This window comes from Pontibacter sp. E15-1, assembly GCF_022601975.1.
In the GTDB taxonomy this organism is placed as follows: domain Bacteria; phylum Bacteroidota; class Bacteroidia; order Cytophagales; family Hymenobacteraceae; genus Pontibacter.
The window spans coordinates 28,513-42,244 of record NZ_JAKVIR010000002.1; the positions used below are offsets into that span (position 1 = coordinate 28,513).

The following is a 13,732-nucleotide window of genomic DNA, read 5'->3' on the forward strand; positions in this document are numbered from 1 at the left end:
CGTCTTTAAAATATGTCCTAAGGTATAAAAAAGGTTCTTCTTTCAGAAAATGAGACTAACTTAGAAGCAATGCCCTTTGGATATACTTAACGTAAAATACTTTAAAAGCGCACATCAAGCAAGCAGATGAATCTGATAGAAAACATACTAGAGGGGCTCCGGTCGATACAGGGCAACTTACTGCGGACAGTTCTCACTGGCCTGATCATCGCCATCGGCATCATGTCGCTCGTCGGCATCCTGACGGCGGTAGACAGCATGAAGTACTCCCTGACGCAGACTTTCTCCAACCTTGGGGCCAACTCCTTCGACATCCGCAGAGCCGGTATGAACAACCGCGGCCGCAACGAGGGGCGCACCGAAAAGGTATACCCGGTGATCTCGTACGAGCAGGCCACCATGTACCAGGAGTTGATGGCGGCAGATGCCCGCGTGAGCCTGTCGGCCTTTATCTCGGGGGCCACCATCGTGAAAAGCCAGACAGAGAAAACAAACCCCAACATCAGCATTGTGGCCGGCGACGAGAACTATATGCCCAACAACAACCTGAACCTCACGAAAGGGCGTGACTTCTCTGCCTCTGAGCAGGAACTGGGAACGAACGTGGCCGTAATCGGCGATGAGCTGGTGACCACGCTTTTTAAAAACACCGACCCGGTCGGCAACTACGTCACTTTTCTGGGGCGGCGCTTTAAGGTAATCGGTCAGTTGGAGAAAGCGGGCAGCAGCATGGGCGGCAGCAGCGACCGCCGCATCATCATCCCGCTCGAGACCGGCCGGCAGATTCCGAGGGCTGGCAACTCAACCCTGAACTATGATATAAAAACCGCCATCTACCGGGCCGATGAGTTGAACTACGTGATGGGCGAGGCGACCGGCATCATGCGTAAAATCAGGCAGGACGCGCTGGGGCAGGAGGAATCGTTTGAGATCCGGCGAAGCGACTCGCTGGTGCAAAGCCTCGACGAGATATCCGGCTACCTGAAGGCTGGCGGTTTTGTAATCGGATTTATCACCTTGCTGGGCGCCTCTGTGGGTCTGATGAACATCATGATGGTGTCGGTGAATGAGCGGACACGCGAAATTGGCGTGCGGAAGGCCCTGGGTGCGACAGCCTTCCAGATCCGGCAGCAGTTTCTGCTGGAGGCCGTGGTCATCTGTATCATGGGCGGCTTTGTGGGCGTGGTGCTTGGCATTCTGATGGGCAACGGCATCGCCTCATTAATCGGAGAGGGGGGCTTTATCGTCCCGTGGCTTTGGGTAGCGGTGGGTATGACGATCTGCGTGGTGGTGGGTGTTATTTCAGGGTACTATCCTGCCTACAAAGCCTCAAAATTAGATCCTATCGAATCGTTGCGTTACGAGTAAAAGCAACGTATTACGTTCGCTACACTAAAAAGCCCGCTGCCATTTTCTGGCAGCGGGCTTTTTATATATATGATCAGGACTTTCCTCCTGTATCGATTTAATGCTGAGGTCAGGTATGCTACTTCTTCTTTTCCGCAGTTTCTGTTTTAGCGGTGTCTTTCTCGGCGGTATACGCATTGTTCAGTTCGGTCAGCACCTCGGAAGTGATGTCGCGGGTGGAGTCGCTGTACAGGATCGCGCTGTTGCCGCGTGAGTAAGTCAGCACCATTTTGTAGCCTTTCTCCTCGCTCAGTTTCTTGAGGTATTCCTCCACGCGGTCATAGATCTTCTTCATTTCCTCAGACTCTTCGCCAGCCAGCTCGTTTCCCTTGTTCTGCTGCAGCGACTGCAATTGCTGCTGCTTCTGCTGGAGGCGCTGCTCCGTAGAGGCACGCTGCTGGTCTGTCATACCCTGTGCAGACTGCTGATACCGCTCAACTTCTTTTTGGAAAGATTCTGCCTGGGCGCGCAAGTCTTTTTCAGCTTTCTCGCCCTTGCCTTGCAGGCGGGTACGAACGTCTTTAAAGTACTCGTAGTTGGCCAGCAGCGAATCGGAGTTTACATACACAATGTCGGGTGTTCCTGCTTCGCCATTTACAGCGGTGCTGGCGTTGGTGGTGTTGCCCTTAGAATCAGGCATCTTCTCACAGGCAGACAAAAAGGAGGCGGCAACTGCTAGGCTTAAGGAAATCTTCAGAACGTTCACTATTTCGTTGGTTAGATTGGTTGAAAGTTTATTCAGTTTAAATATAAGGCGAAACTTTGGCCAATACCTAATGCCGCAGCACTTCGTGGTAAGTTTCTTCCGCCTCCATCAGGCCCTCCGGGGTAAGCCGCGTGAGGCGCACGTGCTTGGTTTCGTTCACCAGCACCGGGTCATACTTGGCAACCACTCGCACATAATTCTCAGTCCAGCCTTCCATCACGCCGTCCTTCACATCGTCTTCGAACAGCACTGTGAACTCAAGGCCAATATTCTGCTCGTAGAAATGTCGCTTCTTCTTTTCCGAAAGTATCCGGAGCATGTCGGCGCGGCGGTTACGGTCTTTTATACCCACTTTGCCGGGCAGGGAAGGGGCCGCCGTGTTTTCCCGCTCAGAGTAAGGGAACACGTGCAGGTAACTCACATCCAGCTCGTTCAGGAAGTTATAGGTTTCCAGGAAGTCTTCCTCCGTCTCTCCCGGAAAGCCCACGATCACATCCACCCCAATGCAGCAATGGGGCATCAGCCCCTTGATCTGCGTCACGCGGTCAGCGTACAGCTCGCGCTGATAGCGGCGGCGCATCAGTTTCAGGATCTTGTTGGAGCCCGACTGCAGGGGCACATGGAAGTGCGGCATAAACCGGTTGCTCTGCGCCACAAAAGCGATGATCTCGTCTTTCAGCAGATTGGGTTCGATGGAGGATATCCGGAAACGGTCGATGCCTGCTACCTGGTCCAAGGCTTGCACCAGCTCGTAAAATGACTCCACGCGCTTGCCGTCCTGCAGGCCAAAGTCGCCGGTGTTCACGCCGGTAAGCACGATCTCACGCACACCAGATTCCGCAATCTCGTTGGCGGATCGCACCACATTCGCGATCGTGTCGGAGCGGCTGTTTCCGCGGGCCAGCGGTATAGTGCAGAAGGTGCAGGAATAATCGCAGCCGTCCTGCACTTTCAGGAAGGTGCGGGTGCGGTCGCCGAAGGAGTAGGAGTTATGAAACGTGTTGGCCTCTGAGATCGGGCTGGCGTATACCTGGGCCTTGTCCTTCTTCTCAAACGTCGCCAGGATGTCTACCAGCTGAAATTTCTCGGCCGCCCCCAGCACCGCGTCTACCCCCGGAATCTCAGCGATTTCTTTCGGTTTGAGTTGCGCGTAGCAGCCCACAATCGTGACAAATGCGTTGGGGGAGTGCTTGAGCGCCTCCTTCACGATCTTCCGGCATTTCTTATCGGCATTGTCCGTTACAGAGCAGGTGTTGATGACGTAGATATCCGGCGTGTCCGTAAACTCCACTTTCTCAAACCCACGCTCCTGGAAAATTCGGCCAATGGTGCTGGTCTCGGAGTAGTTGAGCTTACAACCTAAGGTATAGAATGCTACTTTTTTCATATTCAGGAGGCAAAGGTAATAATTTTCTGCCTTAAAGCCGCAATGCCGCCTGCAAATAATAAAGCATAACAAGCTGTTAATTAATGCTTTAAAAATAATTGCAACTAATCTACTGTTGGTTTGCCCTCAGGTATACGCTGGGTATGGTATGGAAACAGCGCCCTATAGCCGCTTATTTCTTCACAAAATCCTCGAACGACTGCTGCATATAGGCCTTCCCGTTTTGTATTTGTTCGTCGGTGATGCCTGTATCCGCTGTGATGACCTGCTTTGCCATGTTGTCGAAGGTCAGCGTGCCTTGTGGGGTGACGTAGCCGAAGCCATCATTGAACACATAAAACGCAAAAGGAGAGGTGTCCGGAGCGAACAGATTCCGGCTCCATGTGAAGTCCTGATAGGGCAGGTGAACCTGGGCAAGCAGCGTAGCCGCAATGTCGGTTTGGGAGGCAATGGCCCGGACTTCCAGCGTGTCCCGGATGGCGCCGCCCGTGAGTACGAACGGGATCCGGAATTTGCCTGGCGCGTAATTCGGGTCGTTGCCCGGCAGCGGGTGGCCGTGGTCGGCCGTAATCACCACCACGGTGTTTTCCCACCACGGCTGCTGCTTTGCCTTCGCTATGAATTGCCCAAGGGCCCAATCGGTATAATACACGCTGTTCCGGAACAAGGCTTCTTCAGTGCTTCCCGGAAACTTAAGCGAAATCGGGATCTCAAAAGGCTCGTGGCTGCTCAGGGTATACACCGTGCTGAAGAAAGGCTCACGCTCCTGGTTCAGCTCTTCCAACACCCGACCGAACAGCACATGGTCGTGAGCGCCCCACTTGGAGTTATAGGTGGCTGGGTCAAAATCCGCCTTGGCCGTCAGACGGTCATACCCCCCGTTGGTAAGGTAAGAGCGGATGTTGGCAAACTCCAACTCACCGCCATAATAATAGCTGGTGCTATACTGGTACTGCTTGAACACCTTGCTCAGCTGAGGCAGCCGCTCCGTTTTCTGCGGATACTTAATGATGGATGTTGTGGTTTGCACCGGGTAACCGCTCAGGAGGGCCACCATGCCTTTTTCGCTGCGGTCGCCGCTGGCATACATGTTCGTGAAGCTAATGCCCCCGGCTGCCAGGCGGTTCAGATTCGGCGTCACGTCCGGCTCGCCTCCCAGGCTGCCGATGAACTTGGCCGTATAACTCTCCAGGATGATAAACAGCACGTTGGGTTTGTCCGCCTGTATAAACGCAGCGGCACTCGAGTCTGGGGTATGATAGAGGGCCTGTACCCGTTCTGCGGCCTCCTCGGGCGGCATGTACTGGTATGGGTTTGTGTTGGCCTTGTTGTACTTGAGGAGCGCGTATGCCAGATTCCAGGGCATGTTCAGACCCGCGTGGTTGGCATAGGGCTTTGCCGAAAAATAAGCCGCGCTCTGGTTTATCGGAATCTGCTGCCACCCGCCGCGCAGCGGCAGTACTAACACTGCCAGGTATAAAAGCGCCAGTCCGGCCGCTATCCATTTCCCGCCCCGTGTCGCGAATCGCTTCAGGTCAATTGCTTTTACATAGAGCACGATATAGGCAAGCGACAGCATCAGCGTGATGAGCAGCAGCAGGAAGAGGGGAGCCACGGCGGCAGAAGCTACCATCTCGGCGGGTGTGTTGAGGTACTGCAGCGGAGTGGCATCCAACCGGAAACCCCAGTAGGTATACAGTTCCAGGTCTGCGGACAGGAGCGCGGAGAGCACGACCAGCAATACAAAGGTATAAACCCGCACAAACCCGGCTGCTTTAAACCTCGGCCACAGCGTGGCAAGCAACAGCGCTAAAAATGGGAGCAGGCAAAGGTAGGCGCTGGCGGAGGCATCCAGCCGCAGGCCATACACAAACACGTTCAGGGTGTCAGCCGAGGTGAGTGCAACGCTCTTGTCGAGGTGATAGATCAGGAACACCGCGCGGGCCACAACAAAGTAGAGCACCCAGAACAAAAAATAGAGGGGCTGGAAGTACAGTCGATTTCTCACGGCACAAATATACAGCTTCTGCCAGCGCAACGGATGCCCTTCCGTAGATTTTCGGAGAAGTGGGACAGGTATGGCCAACATGGGGGGAGCCGCCAAAAAAGTATGGTTATGATTTAAGATCCCTATTTGATTGACACGCTATTTTGCCAACAAAAGGGTGTTTTTGTTGGCAAAGCCTTAAAAAAAAGAGATCTTTTTATTTGAAAGCGAAATTTATATCTATATTTGCTACACCTTAAAACCATTCATACTAACAAATGGCAACACTACGATTTAAAGCGCTGGATTTAGTAAGCCAGCGCAAAACAGCTGATGTAACTTTACCTTCTCAGAACATTACGCATTATTATGGCGAGAATGTGTTTGGCCTGGAAGCCATGCGCGCGACAATGTCGTCTGATAATTACAAGCGTCTGCGTCGTATCAGCAACTCAGGCGACAAAGTGGATCGTAACCTTGCAGATGCCGTGGCGGCAGCGATGAAGTCGTGGGCAATGAGCAAAGGAGCCACGCACTACACGCACTGGTTTCAGCCACTGACAGGGACTACTGCCGAGAAGCACGACTCTTTCTTCGACCTGACGTCTGAAGGCGACGCGATTGAGGCCTTCAAAGGAAGCGCCCTTGTGCAGCAGGAGCCGGATGCATCTTCTTTCCCGAGCGGCGGTATCCGTAACACGTTTGAGGCACGTGGCTATACTGCCTGGGATCCTTCTTCCCCGGCTTTTGTGATCGAAGGCATCAATTCCAAGACACTTTGCATTCCTACCATCTTCGTTTCATACACGGGCGAGGCGCTGGACTATAAAACACCACTACTGAAGTCTTTGAAGTTGTTGAACGACGCGGCTGTGCCTGTGTGCCAGTTCTTCGACAAAGACGTGAACAAGGTTACCACTACTCTGGGCATTGAGCAGGAGTACTTCCTGGTAGACAAGGCCCTGTATGCTGCCCGCCCTGACCTGATGATGACAGGCCGAACGCTGTTTGGCCATGCGCCTGCAAAAGGACAGCAGCTGGAGGACCACTATTTCGGTTCTATCCCGAGCCGCGTGCATGCCTTTATGGTAGACTTTGAGAAAGCAGCCCACCGTCTGGGCATTCCGCTGCGCACGCGCCACAACGAGGTGGCCCCGGGCCAGTTTGAGTGCGCGCCTACGTTTGAGGATGCCAGCCTTGCTGCCGACCACAACCAGCTCCTGATGGACATCATGGACCGCGTTGCTGATCGCCACGGGTTTAAAGTGTTGCTGCACGAGAAGCCTTTTAAAGGCGTGAACGGTAGCGGAAAGCATAATAACTGGGCCATGAGCACCAACACTGGTGTGAACCTGCTCGGCCCTGGCAAAAAACCAAAAGAGAACCTGCAGTTCCTGACCTTCTTCATCAATACCATCAAAGCGGTGCACAAGCACGCCGACCTGCTGCGCGCCAGCATCGCGTCTGCCAGCAACGACCACCGTCTGGGTGCCAACGAGGCTCCGCCGGCGATCATGTCTGTTTTTGTGGGCCAGCAGCTGACCGCTGTGTTGGATGAGCTGGAGCGCACTGCCAAAGTGCCGATGGAGAAAGGCGATAATATGTACCTGAAGTTGGGTATAGACCGTATCCCGGAGGTATTGCTGGATAACACAGACCGTAACCGTACGTCTCCGTTTGCCTTCACCGGTAACAAGTTTGAGTTCCGTGCGGTTGGTTCATCTGCCAACGTATCGAACCCGATGACGGTGCTGAACACGATCGTGGCTGACCAGCTGATGGACTTCAGAAAGGAAGTGGATCAGCTGATTGACGGAGATGGCATGAAAAAAGAGATCGCCATCATCCAGGTGCTGCGCGAGTATGTAGTGGAGTCGAAGGCGGTGCGTTTCGAAGGCAACGGCTATTCTCAGGAGTGGGAGGATGAAGCGGAGCGACGCGGCTTGTCTAATGTGAAGACGACGCCACGCGCCCTGGACGTTTACCACCGCGAGGAAGTGAAAGAGCTGTTCAGCAGAACTGGCATCCTGACCGAGGTTGAGCTGAACGCCCGCCACGAGATCCTGCTGGAAGAATACATCAAGAAAATACAGATCGAGGCCCGTGTGCTCGGCGACCTTGCCGTAAACCACGTGATCCCAACCGCGATCGCATACCAGAACAAGCTCATCAATAACGTGCGCGGTTTGAAAGAACTTGGCCTGGAGGATGAGTTCACTAGAACGACAATAGACTCTATCAAGAAAATGTCGCAGCACATTACCACCATCCAGAAGAACGTGGATGAAATGGTAGAGGAGCGCAAGGTAGCCAACAAGATAGACGATGCCCGCGAGCGTGCCATCTACTATCAGGAGAAAGTGTTTGCTTATTTCGACACGATCCGTTACAGCGTAGACAAGCTGGAGCTGATGGTAGACGACGAAGACTGGCCTCTGGTAAAATACCGTGAGCTGATGTTCAACAGATAGTATAGTCAGGTTTTCGGACTTGCATGCAAAAGGCACCTTCGCGGGTGCCTTTTGTTGTTTATATCGGTTCCTCAGCGTGGCCCTCCGCAGATAGCGCGCGAATCTTGACTGCGAGTTGCCCCGCTACTTTGGCAAGTACCAGCGGCAGCAATATCAGCACCAGCCCCACGGCCATCACCTTACGAAGGCCCAGCCGCATAATCAGTTTGGTCGCCAGATTGTTGCGTATCTCGGCCAGCATAAACTTTCCGGCACGGGTCATGGGTTTGCCATGGAGCACTTCCTGTACGGTGCGCCAATTGCCTTTTTCCAGCTGCCGCAACAGAAATGCGGTAACCGTGTCTGATGTGACTGCGATCGCCTCATTCAGCTGCTCCTGGCGCAGTTTGCCCCATTGGGCGATCGCTTTTAGTTTGCGTGGGGATGGATTCGGGAAAAATGGCTGCATGTGTATCATACCTGTTTGTACGCGCCCACCATAAAATGGCTTCCGGATATCAGGGTTTTTCCTTCTCTGCTCAGGTTTGCCCAGTTTATACCCCGTTTCGTTTCTGGCAAATCGAGTCTGGTCCCGTTTAAAATAAAAGGTAGTCCTGTATAAAAGTAATGTTCTTCTCTCAACTCAGGGTATTTTTAAAGTTGAAAAGCTAACTCCTGTCTTGCATAAACCATCATGTAAAATAGACCAAGATTTAACAACAAATCGGTCAACACTTTTCAGAACGAGTCATTACTTTATTGCGGTAAAGTAAACGGCCGTTTATGTAACTTAATAGCTGGAGAACTGACTAACTTAAAGTCGCTTATCAAGTGAGATACTTTTCTTCAAAAATATTTTGAGGCATAAGCTGTAAATATCTTTTATAATGTGTTGTTTTGATGAATTCACTAAAGTCAGACTGGTCCACATGTAATCCATCTTCAATCCAATTATCTTTATCAACAAGTAAAGCTGGGTTCAAAATGATAGCTTGCTCATCTAGATCATGAACACAAATGATAAAATGTGGTGGTATAAAGCCTTTAAGGCTAAACTCTTCTTCTTTAGGATGAAAACTATTTGATAGAACAGGAAGTTTTAGCTTAGTAATCTTTTCCTTGTACTCATCTAGTTTGCTGACACTCATATACAAGTTGTATGTGTTTGGGAGCCAAAGAAATACAATTAACTTATTACTTTTCTCATTCCACAAAGCTGTTTGGGGAGATAAGGTTGTAGAAACATAGTTGACTAACCTATTGCTTTCATATGTTTGTAATCCATAAAAGTAATAGTCGAAAATATCCTTATTAAATTTAAGAGTTTTTGAGAATATATTCTTGTTATTTACATTCTTAAAATAGGTCAAATCTATTGGCGCATTATTTAATTCACTGTTCAATTCACTGTAGTTATCGAATATCCATTTTGCAATTTTAGTATTATTTATATTGATGTTTTTCAATGGATTTCCAGTCTTGCCACTTTCGTGAAGGAAATTTTTTGCTTTATCACCAACTAGAAAAAGTCCATCATATAGACTGTCATTTGAATTCAATTTTGCATTCAAATTATCTCTTAATTTAGATTTTTTTATCCCTCGTAATAACAGCAGAGCTTCATTGTCATCATAATTTAAAAATCTCCTAATTTTATCTAAAGCTATTCTTCTATCAACTTCGGTTCCACTGTTATATTGCCCAAATTTTACAGTTATGTCTGAATTAATGATTGTTGTTAGAAGCTCCTTAGAATCTTCAGTTGTATAAAATTCTGTATAATCCATTTTGATTTAATGGTAAAACTTTAATCATCTTTTAATGATTAATATATCCTTCGTTTATTTTCTTAAAGGTAAAAAAACTAACGTTTTCCTTCCTATATCTGGAGCGCCGATTGATCACGCATTTTTACTGATTTCAGGGTAAACAAAGGCGTAAAGAAAACACTGTAAACGCGTATCTTAAGGTAAAGACTTATTTTAACATCTATGGCGAATATCAAAGATTACATCTCCATCGATCCGGAAGTCCTAAGCGGTAAGCCGGTGTTCAAAGGAACTCGTGTTCCGCTCGATACGCTTTTCATGCACCTTGAGAAGGGTATTTCACTAGCTGACTTCTTAGATGACTTCCCGTCCGTAAGCAAAGAGCAGGCAGTGGCCGTTCTTAGTATTGCAGAAAGGATCATGACTTCCAAGGACATCGAGAAGATTTATGAGCGTGCTGCTTGACGAGAATTTACCAAAGCGGATTAAGTTTGATTTTCCTGAACACGAAATCTTAACTGTAAGCGACAAAGGCTGGAACGGCAAGAAAAATGGAGAGCTAATGCAATTGATGATAGCTGAGGATTTTGACGTGCTGCTGACCTTTGATAAAAACATGCAGCACCAGCAGAATTTCAAGAAATACGCTGTGCCTGTTTTTGTGCTGAACGCCAGTGACAATACTTACCTGACACGAAGCCGGCTTGTTACCTAAATCAAAGAGACATTAGCTCTTCAGTTGCAGCCAGGCCCAACTATCATAAACGAGTAGTCATACCGAGCGATTCTGCTCCATTCTCTGTCAGCGACGCGTTCGCCCGGTTAAGAAAATCCTCACCTTCTCTAAAAAGCTCGAGAGGCCCCTAAGGACTATTTGGTATACTTTCACTATGTATAACCTACCAATACTTTTATAGGACAACCAAATAAAGATGTTAATTTTACGTTCGTTGGCTTTGAACAAAGCAGGGTCAACTTTAGTTAAAATCAAGAGCTGTCGCGCACATTTTATATATGAACAAATCCTATTGCCCTAGCCTTACCTCATACCAGCGCCGCAAAACGCATGTGGTCAACATCGGTGGTTTACCCATGGGCGGCGATTACCCGATCCGGGTGCAGTCGATGACCACCGTGGACACCATGGACACGCTTGGGTCTGTGGAGCAGTGCATCCGCATGATCGAGGCGGGGTGTGAATACATCCGTATCACGGCGCCAAGCATCAAGGAAGCTGAGAATCTGCGCAATATCAAGGAAGAACTTCTAAAAAGAGGGTATAGCGTGCCCCTGATTGCGGATATCCATTTCACGCCGAACGCGGCGGAGGTGGCCGCCCGGATTGTAGAGAAGGTGCGGGTAAATCCGGGCAACTATGCCGACAAAAAGAAATTTCAGGAAATCATATACGACGATGCCTCTTATCAGGCTGAGCTGGACCGAATCCGGGATCGCTTCCTGCCCCTGGTGCGCATCTGCAAGGAACACGGAACGGCCATGCGTATCGGTACCAACCACGGCTCCCTGTCTGACCGTATCCTGAGCCGCTACGGCGACACTCCGTTGGGTATGGTAGAGAGCGCGCTGGAGTTTTTGCGCATCTGTGAGGCCGAAGAATATTATGAGGTCGTGATTTCGATGAAGGCCTCCAACACCCAGGTCATGGTGCAAGCCTACCGCCTGCTGGTGCAGAAACTGGAGGAAGAGGGCATGCAGCCATACCCCCTGCATTTGGGCGTGACGGAGGCAGGAGAGGCAGAAGACGGCCGCATCAAATCCGCTGTGGGCATCGGCACACTGTTGGAGGATGGCCTGGGCGACACTGTGCGCGTGTCGCTTACAGAAGCCCCTGAGGCAGAGGCTCCCGTGGCCAAAGCCCTGATCGACCGGTATACCCACCGGGCCGAGAAAGCACAAGCCATGAAACCCATCTGTGAGGTGCCAATTAACCCGTTTCAGTACCACCGCCGTGCCACGACAGAAGTAGAGAACCTGGGAGGACAAAACGTGCCACGCGTGATCGCTGACCTGAGCCGGTTGGAGGACATAAAGTATGCTGACTTGAAATGTGTCGGCCATTTATACTCCATGCTGCTCGATAAATTCAACATGAACGATCTGGGGGCCGACTATATTTATACCGGCGATCGCCCGATCACGTTTATGTTGCCGAATGGCCTGAAGGAGATCGTGAATTACGTGCCCTGGCAGCTTCAGGAGCGACACGCAAACAGAGTGCCGTTGCTGACTGCCAGCCAATATCTCACTGCGCCTGAGTTGAACTCTTCCTTGAACTTCGTGGAAATCACGATCAGCGAGCTTACAAATGAATTGCTTGAGCGCCTGAGAAACGACAACACAGTCACGTTAGTGCTGCAGACACAGAATGAGCATGCCATGCCGGAGTTGCGCAAGTGCTTTTTCAGGCTGATGAATAATGGAATCAATACGCCCTGCATCATCAAAAGAGAATATGCACAGCTGACAGAGGACGAGGTGCAGCTGTATGCGGCAACGGACATGGGTGGGCTTTTGATCGACGGATTGGGAGACGGCGTTTTTCTGAGCACCGAACTGCTGGCTGATCAGGATAAAGGCGCCTGGCTACAGACGATTGACAAACTGAACAGCCTGAGTTTTGGCATTTTGCAGGCAGCCCGCACGCGCATGAGCAAGACGGAGTATATCAGTTGCCCAAGCTGCGGGCGCACGCTCTTTGATTTGCAGGAAACCACCGCCATGATCCGGAAGCGAACAGACCACCTGAAAGGGGTGAAGATCGGAATCATGGGCTGCATCGTAAACGGGCCCGGCGAAATGGCCGATGCAGACTATGGCTACGTGGGCGTGGGTGTGAACAAGATTGCGCTGTACCGCGGGCAGACCGTGATCAAGAAAGCCGTGCCGGCAGACCGTGCCGTAGACGAGCTAATTGAACTGATCCGCGAAGACGCCCGCTGGATTGAGCCCATGCAGATTGAAGAATAAATAGCTTTAGTGCTTCGCCGAATTAGAAATGAGGTATAAAAGCCGTTTCCAGTCATATAAAAAACAAATGCTAATTCTGGTAATTAAACTGGTATCAAGTACTGCCTTTTTACTGAAGACAAACGCAGTATTTGCAGTGAAATAAGCTGATTTTGTTTAAATCAGGACTTTCGCATCTAATCGAAACACGGAGCGAAAGCATTGTGTAGCCTGCCGTTATTGTGTGTTCTTACCAACAACTTGTTGGTCAAAAGACGCAACAAGGGCAGCTTTGCGAAATTAAATTAAGCTGATTTTGATAAATTATTTACTGCCCAAGCATGTTGCAGCATAAGCTGGGCCACTGTTACAGCTATCATCTATTGCTATCACTTAAAACGGAATGATATGAAAGGATTATTTAATTTCTCGGAGGTGCTTACCTACTTCTTCCGCAAAAAAGACCCTAACCGCAAGACAAACTTTAACTTGCGCACTATGCATACGATCAATAAGATTTCGATCCTCATGTTTTTGGCAGGAGCCGTTTATTTTATCATCAAGCACTGGTAACCTTTCTTTAGATGGATATAGAGGCCTTTAGAGCGCATTGCCTGGCCAAGCCGGGTGCCACAGAAGACTTGCCTTTCGGTGAGGACACGCTTGTGTTTAAGGTATGCGGGAAGATGTTTGCCCTCTGCAGCATAGCAGACTACGCGAATGGCGTCACCTTGAAATGCGACCCAGAGCAGGCAGTGGAATTGCGCGAAACCTACACGCAGGTAAAGCCGGGCTATCATATGAACAAAGCGCACTGGAACACCATTTTGCCTGCATCCGGCCTGCCGGATGGGCTACTTCAGGAGTGGGTGGATGCTTCGTATCATTTGGTGGCCACGAAACTTCCCAAAAAACTGAAGCAAGAGTTGGGTATCTAATTTCTAACCCGGTTCAACTTATAACAAGGTGTACAGGCGTCGTTTTTTTGCCACGCTAAACAGTGCTTCCACGTATTTGCGGCATCTCTTTCTGCTTTAGATTTTGACGCAGCGTCCCGCT

12 protein-coding genes are annotated in these 13,732 nt (G+C 50.1%); 7 read left to right on the top strand and 5 right to left on the bottom strand.

Annotated features, from left to right (window positions below; translation table 11 throughout):
* Window positions 1-126 precede the first annotated feature (126 nt).
* A complete protein-coding gene (locus tag MKJ04_RS01625) occupies window positions 127-1,368 on the top strand; it encodes an ABC transporter permease (protein WP_241638627.1) in 1,242 nt (413 codons plus the stop codon).
* A gap of 118 nt (window positions 1,369-1,486) precedes the next feature.
* Here MKJ04_RS01625 and MKJ04_RS01630 read toward each other — a convergent pair whose 3' ends face one another.
* From MKJ04_RS01630 to MKJ04_RS22845, 3 genes are all read right to left on the bottom strand, one after another.
* Entirely contained in the window at window positions 1,487-2,047 is a 561-nt protein-coding gene (locus tag MKJ04_RS01630) for an OmpH family outer membrane protein (RefSeq protein WP_241638629.1), read from the bottom strand.
* Between the two features lie 133 nt (window positions 2,048-2,180).
* Complete coding sequence (mtaB, locus tag MKJ04_RS01635) at window positions 2,181-3,500, bottom strand: tRNA (N(6)-L-threonylcarbamoyladenosine(37)-C(2))-methylthiotransferase MtaB (protein WP_241638630.1); 1,320 nt, start codon at window positions 3,498-3,500, stop codon at window positions 2,181-2,183.
* A gap of 172 nt (window positions 3,501-3,672) precedes the next feature.
* On the bottom strand, window positions 3,673-5,508 hold the full coding sequence (locus MKJ04_RS22845; RefSeq protein ID WP_241638632.1) for an LTA synthase family protein: 1,836 nt from the start codon (window positions 5,506-5,508) through the stop codon (window positions 3,673-3,675).
* A 257-nt stretch (window positions 5,509-5,765) separates the two neighbouring features.
* On the opposite strand from MKJ04_RS22845, the gene MKJ04_RS01645 reads away from it, so the two are divergent.
* On the top strand, window positions 5,766-7,958 hold the full coding sequence (locus MKJ04_RS01645; protein ID WP_241638633.1) for a glutamine synthetase III: 2,193 nt from the start codon (window positions 5,766-5,768) through the stop codon (window positions 7,956-7,958).
* Window positions 7,959-8,016: 58 nt separating this feature from the next.
* On the opposite strand, the gene MKJ04_RS01650 is transcribed toward MKJ04_RS01645, so the two are convergent.
* Window positions 8,017-8,415 carry a hypothetical protein gene (locus MKJ04_RS01650; protein ID WP_241638634.1) on the bottom strand — a complete coding sequence of 133 codons (399 nt, stop codon included), beginning with the start codon at window positions 8,413-8,415 and terminating at the stop codon, window positions 8,017-8,019.
* A 349-nt stretch (window positions 8,416-8,764) separates the two neighbouring features.
* Window positions 8,765-9,724 carry a hypothetical protein gene (locus tag MKJ04_RS01655; protein ID WP_241638635.1) on the bottom strand — a complete coding sequence of 320 codons (960 nt, stop codon included), beginning with the start codon at window positions 9,722-9,724 and terminating at the stop codon, window positions 8,765-8,767.
* Window positions 9,725-9,928: 204 nt separating this feature from the next.
* On the opposite strand from MKJ04_RS01655, the gene MKJ04_RS01660 reads away from it, so the two are divergent.
* The 5 genes from MKJ04_RS01660 to MKJ04_RS01680 all read left to right on the top strand — a co-directional run bounded on the left by MKJ04_RS01660 (window position 9,929) and on the right by MKJ04_RS01680 (window position 13,611).
* On the top strand, window positions 9,929-10,171 hold the full coding sequence (locus MKJ04_RS01660) for a DUF433 domain-containing protein (RefSeq protein WP_241638636.1): 243 nt from the start codon (window positions 9,929-9,931) through the stop codon (window positions 10,169-10,171).
* The gene (locus MKJ04_RS01665) at window positions 10,155-10,421 is read left to right on the top strand and encodes a DUF5615 family PIN-like protein (RefSeq protein ID WP_241638637.1); all 267 of its coding nucleotides are present in this window, start codon (window positions 10,155-10,157) and stop codon (window positions 10,419-10,421) included. The genes MKJ04_RS01660 and MKJ04_RS01665 overlap by 17 nt, the downstream gene beginning before the upstream one ends.
* A 299-nt stretch (window positions 10,422-10,720) precedes the next feature.
* On the top strand, window positions 10,721-12,694 hold the full coding sequence (ispG, locus tag MKJ04_RS01670; RefSeq protein WP_241638639.1) for a (E)-4-hydroxy-3-methylbut-2-enyl-diphosphate synthase: 1,974 nt from the start codon (window positions 10,721-10,723) through the stop codon (window positions 12,692-12,694).
* Between the two features lie 387 nt (window positions 12,695-13,081).
* Window positions 13,082-13,246, top strand: coding sequence for a DUF6728 family protein (locus tag MKJ04_RS01675; protein ID WP_241638641.1), 165 nt, complete (start codon window positions 13,082-13,084; stop codon window positions 13,244-13,246).
* Between the two features lie 11 nt (window positions 13,247-13,257).
* On the top strand, window positions 13,258-13,611 hold the full coding sequence (locus MKJ04_RS01680; protein WP_241638643.1) for an MmcQ/YjbR family DNA-binding protein: 354 nt from the start codon (window positions 13,258-13,260) through the stop codon (window positions 13,609-13,611).
* The last annotated feature ends 121 nt before the right edge of the window (window positions 13,612-13,732 follow it).

What these genes read in the sequence shown, in the direction of transcription:
- MKJ04_RS01625 (WP_241638627.1), top strand. Translation starts at nt 127, where the DNA reads ATGAATCTGATAGAAAACATACTAGAGGGGCTCCGGTCGATACAGGGC.
- MKJ04_RS01630 (WP_241638629.1), bottom strand. Translation starts at nt 2,047, where the DNA reads ATGCCTGATTCTAAGGGCAACACCACCAACGCCAGCACCGCTGTAAAT.
- mtaB (WP_241638630.1), bottom strand. Translation starts at nt 3,500, where the DNA reads ATGAAAAAAGTAGCATTCTATACCTTAGGTTGTAAGCTCAACTACTCC.
- MKJ04_RS01645 (WP_241638633.1), top strand. Translation starts at nt 5,766, where the DNA reads ATGGCAACACTACGATTTAAAGCGCTGGATTTAGTAAGCCAGCGCAAA.
- MKJ04_RS01650 (WP_241638634.1), bottom strand. Translation starts at nt 8,415, where the DNA reads ATGATACACATGCAGCCATTTTTCCCGAATCCATCCCCACGCAAACTA.
- MKJ04_RS01655 (WP_241638635.1), bottom strand. Translation starts at nt 9,724, where the DNA reads ATGGATTATACAGAATTTTATACAACTGAAGATTCTAAGGAGCTTCTA.
- MKJ04_RS01660 (WP_241638636.1), top strand. Translation starts at nt 9,929, where the DNA reads ATGGCGAATATCAAAGATTACATCTCCATCGATCCGGAAGTCCTAAGC.
- MKJ04_RS01665 (WP_241638637.1), top strand. Translation starts at nt 10,155, where the DNA reads ATGAGCGTGCTGCTTGACGAGAATTTACCAAAGCGGATTAAGTTTGAT.
- ispG (WP_241638639.1), top strand. Translation starts at nt 10,721, where the DNA reads ATGAACAAATCCTATTGCCCTAGCCTTACCTCATACCAGCGCCGCAAA.
- MKJ04_RS01675 (WP_241638641.1), top strand. Translation starts at nt 13,082, where the DNA reads ATGAAAGGATTATTTAATTTCTCGGAGGTGCTTACCTACTTCTTCCGC.
- MKJ04_RS01680 (WP_241638643.1), top strand. Translation starts at nt 13,258, where the DNA reads ATGGATATAGAGGCCTTTAGAGCGCATTGCCTGGCCAAGCCGGGTGCC.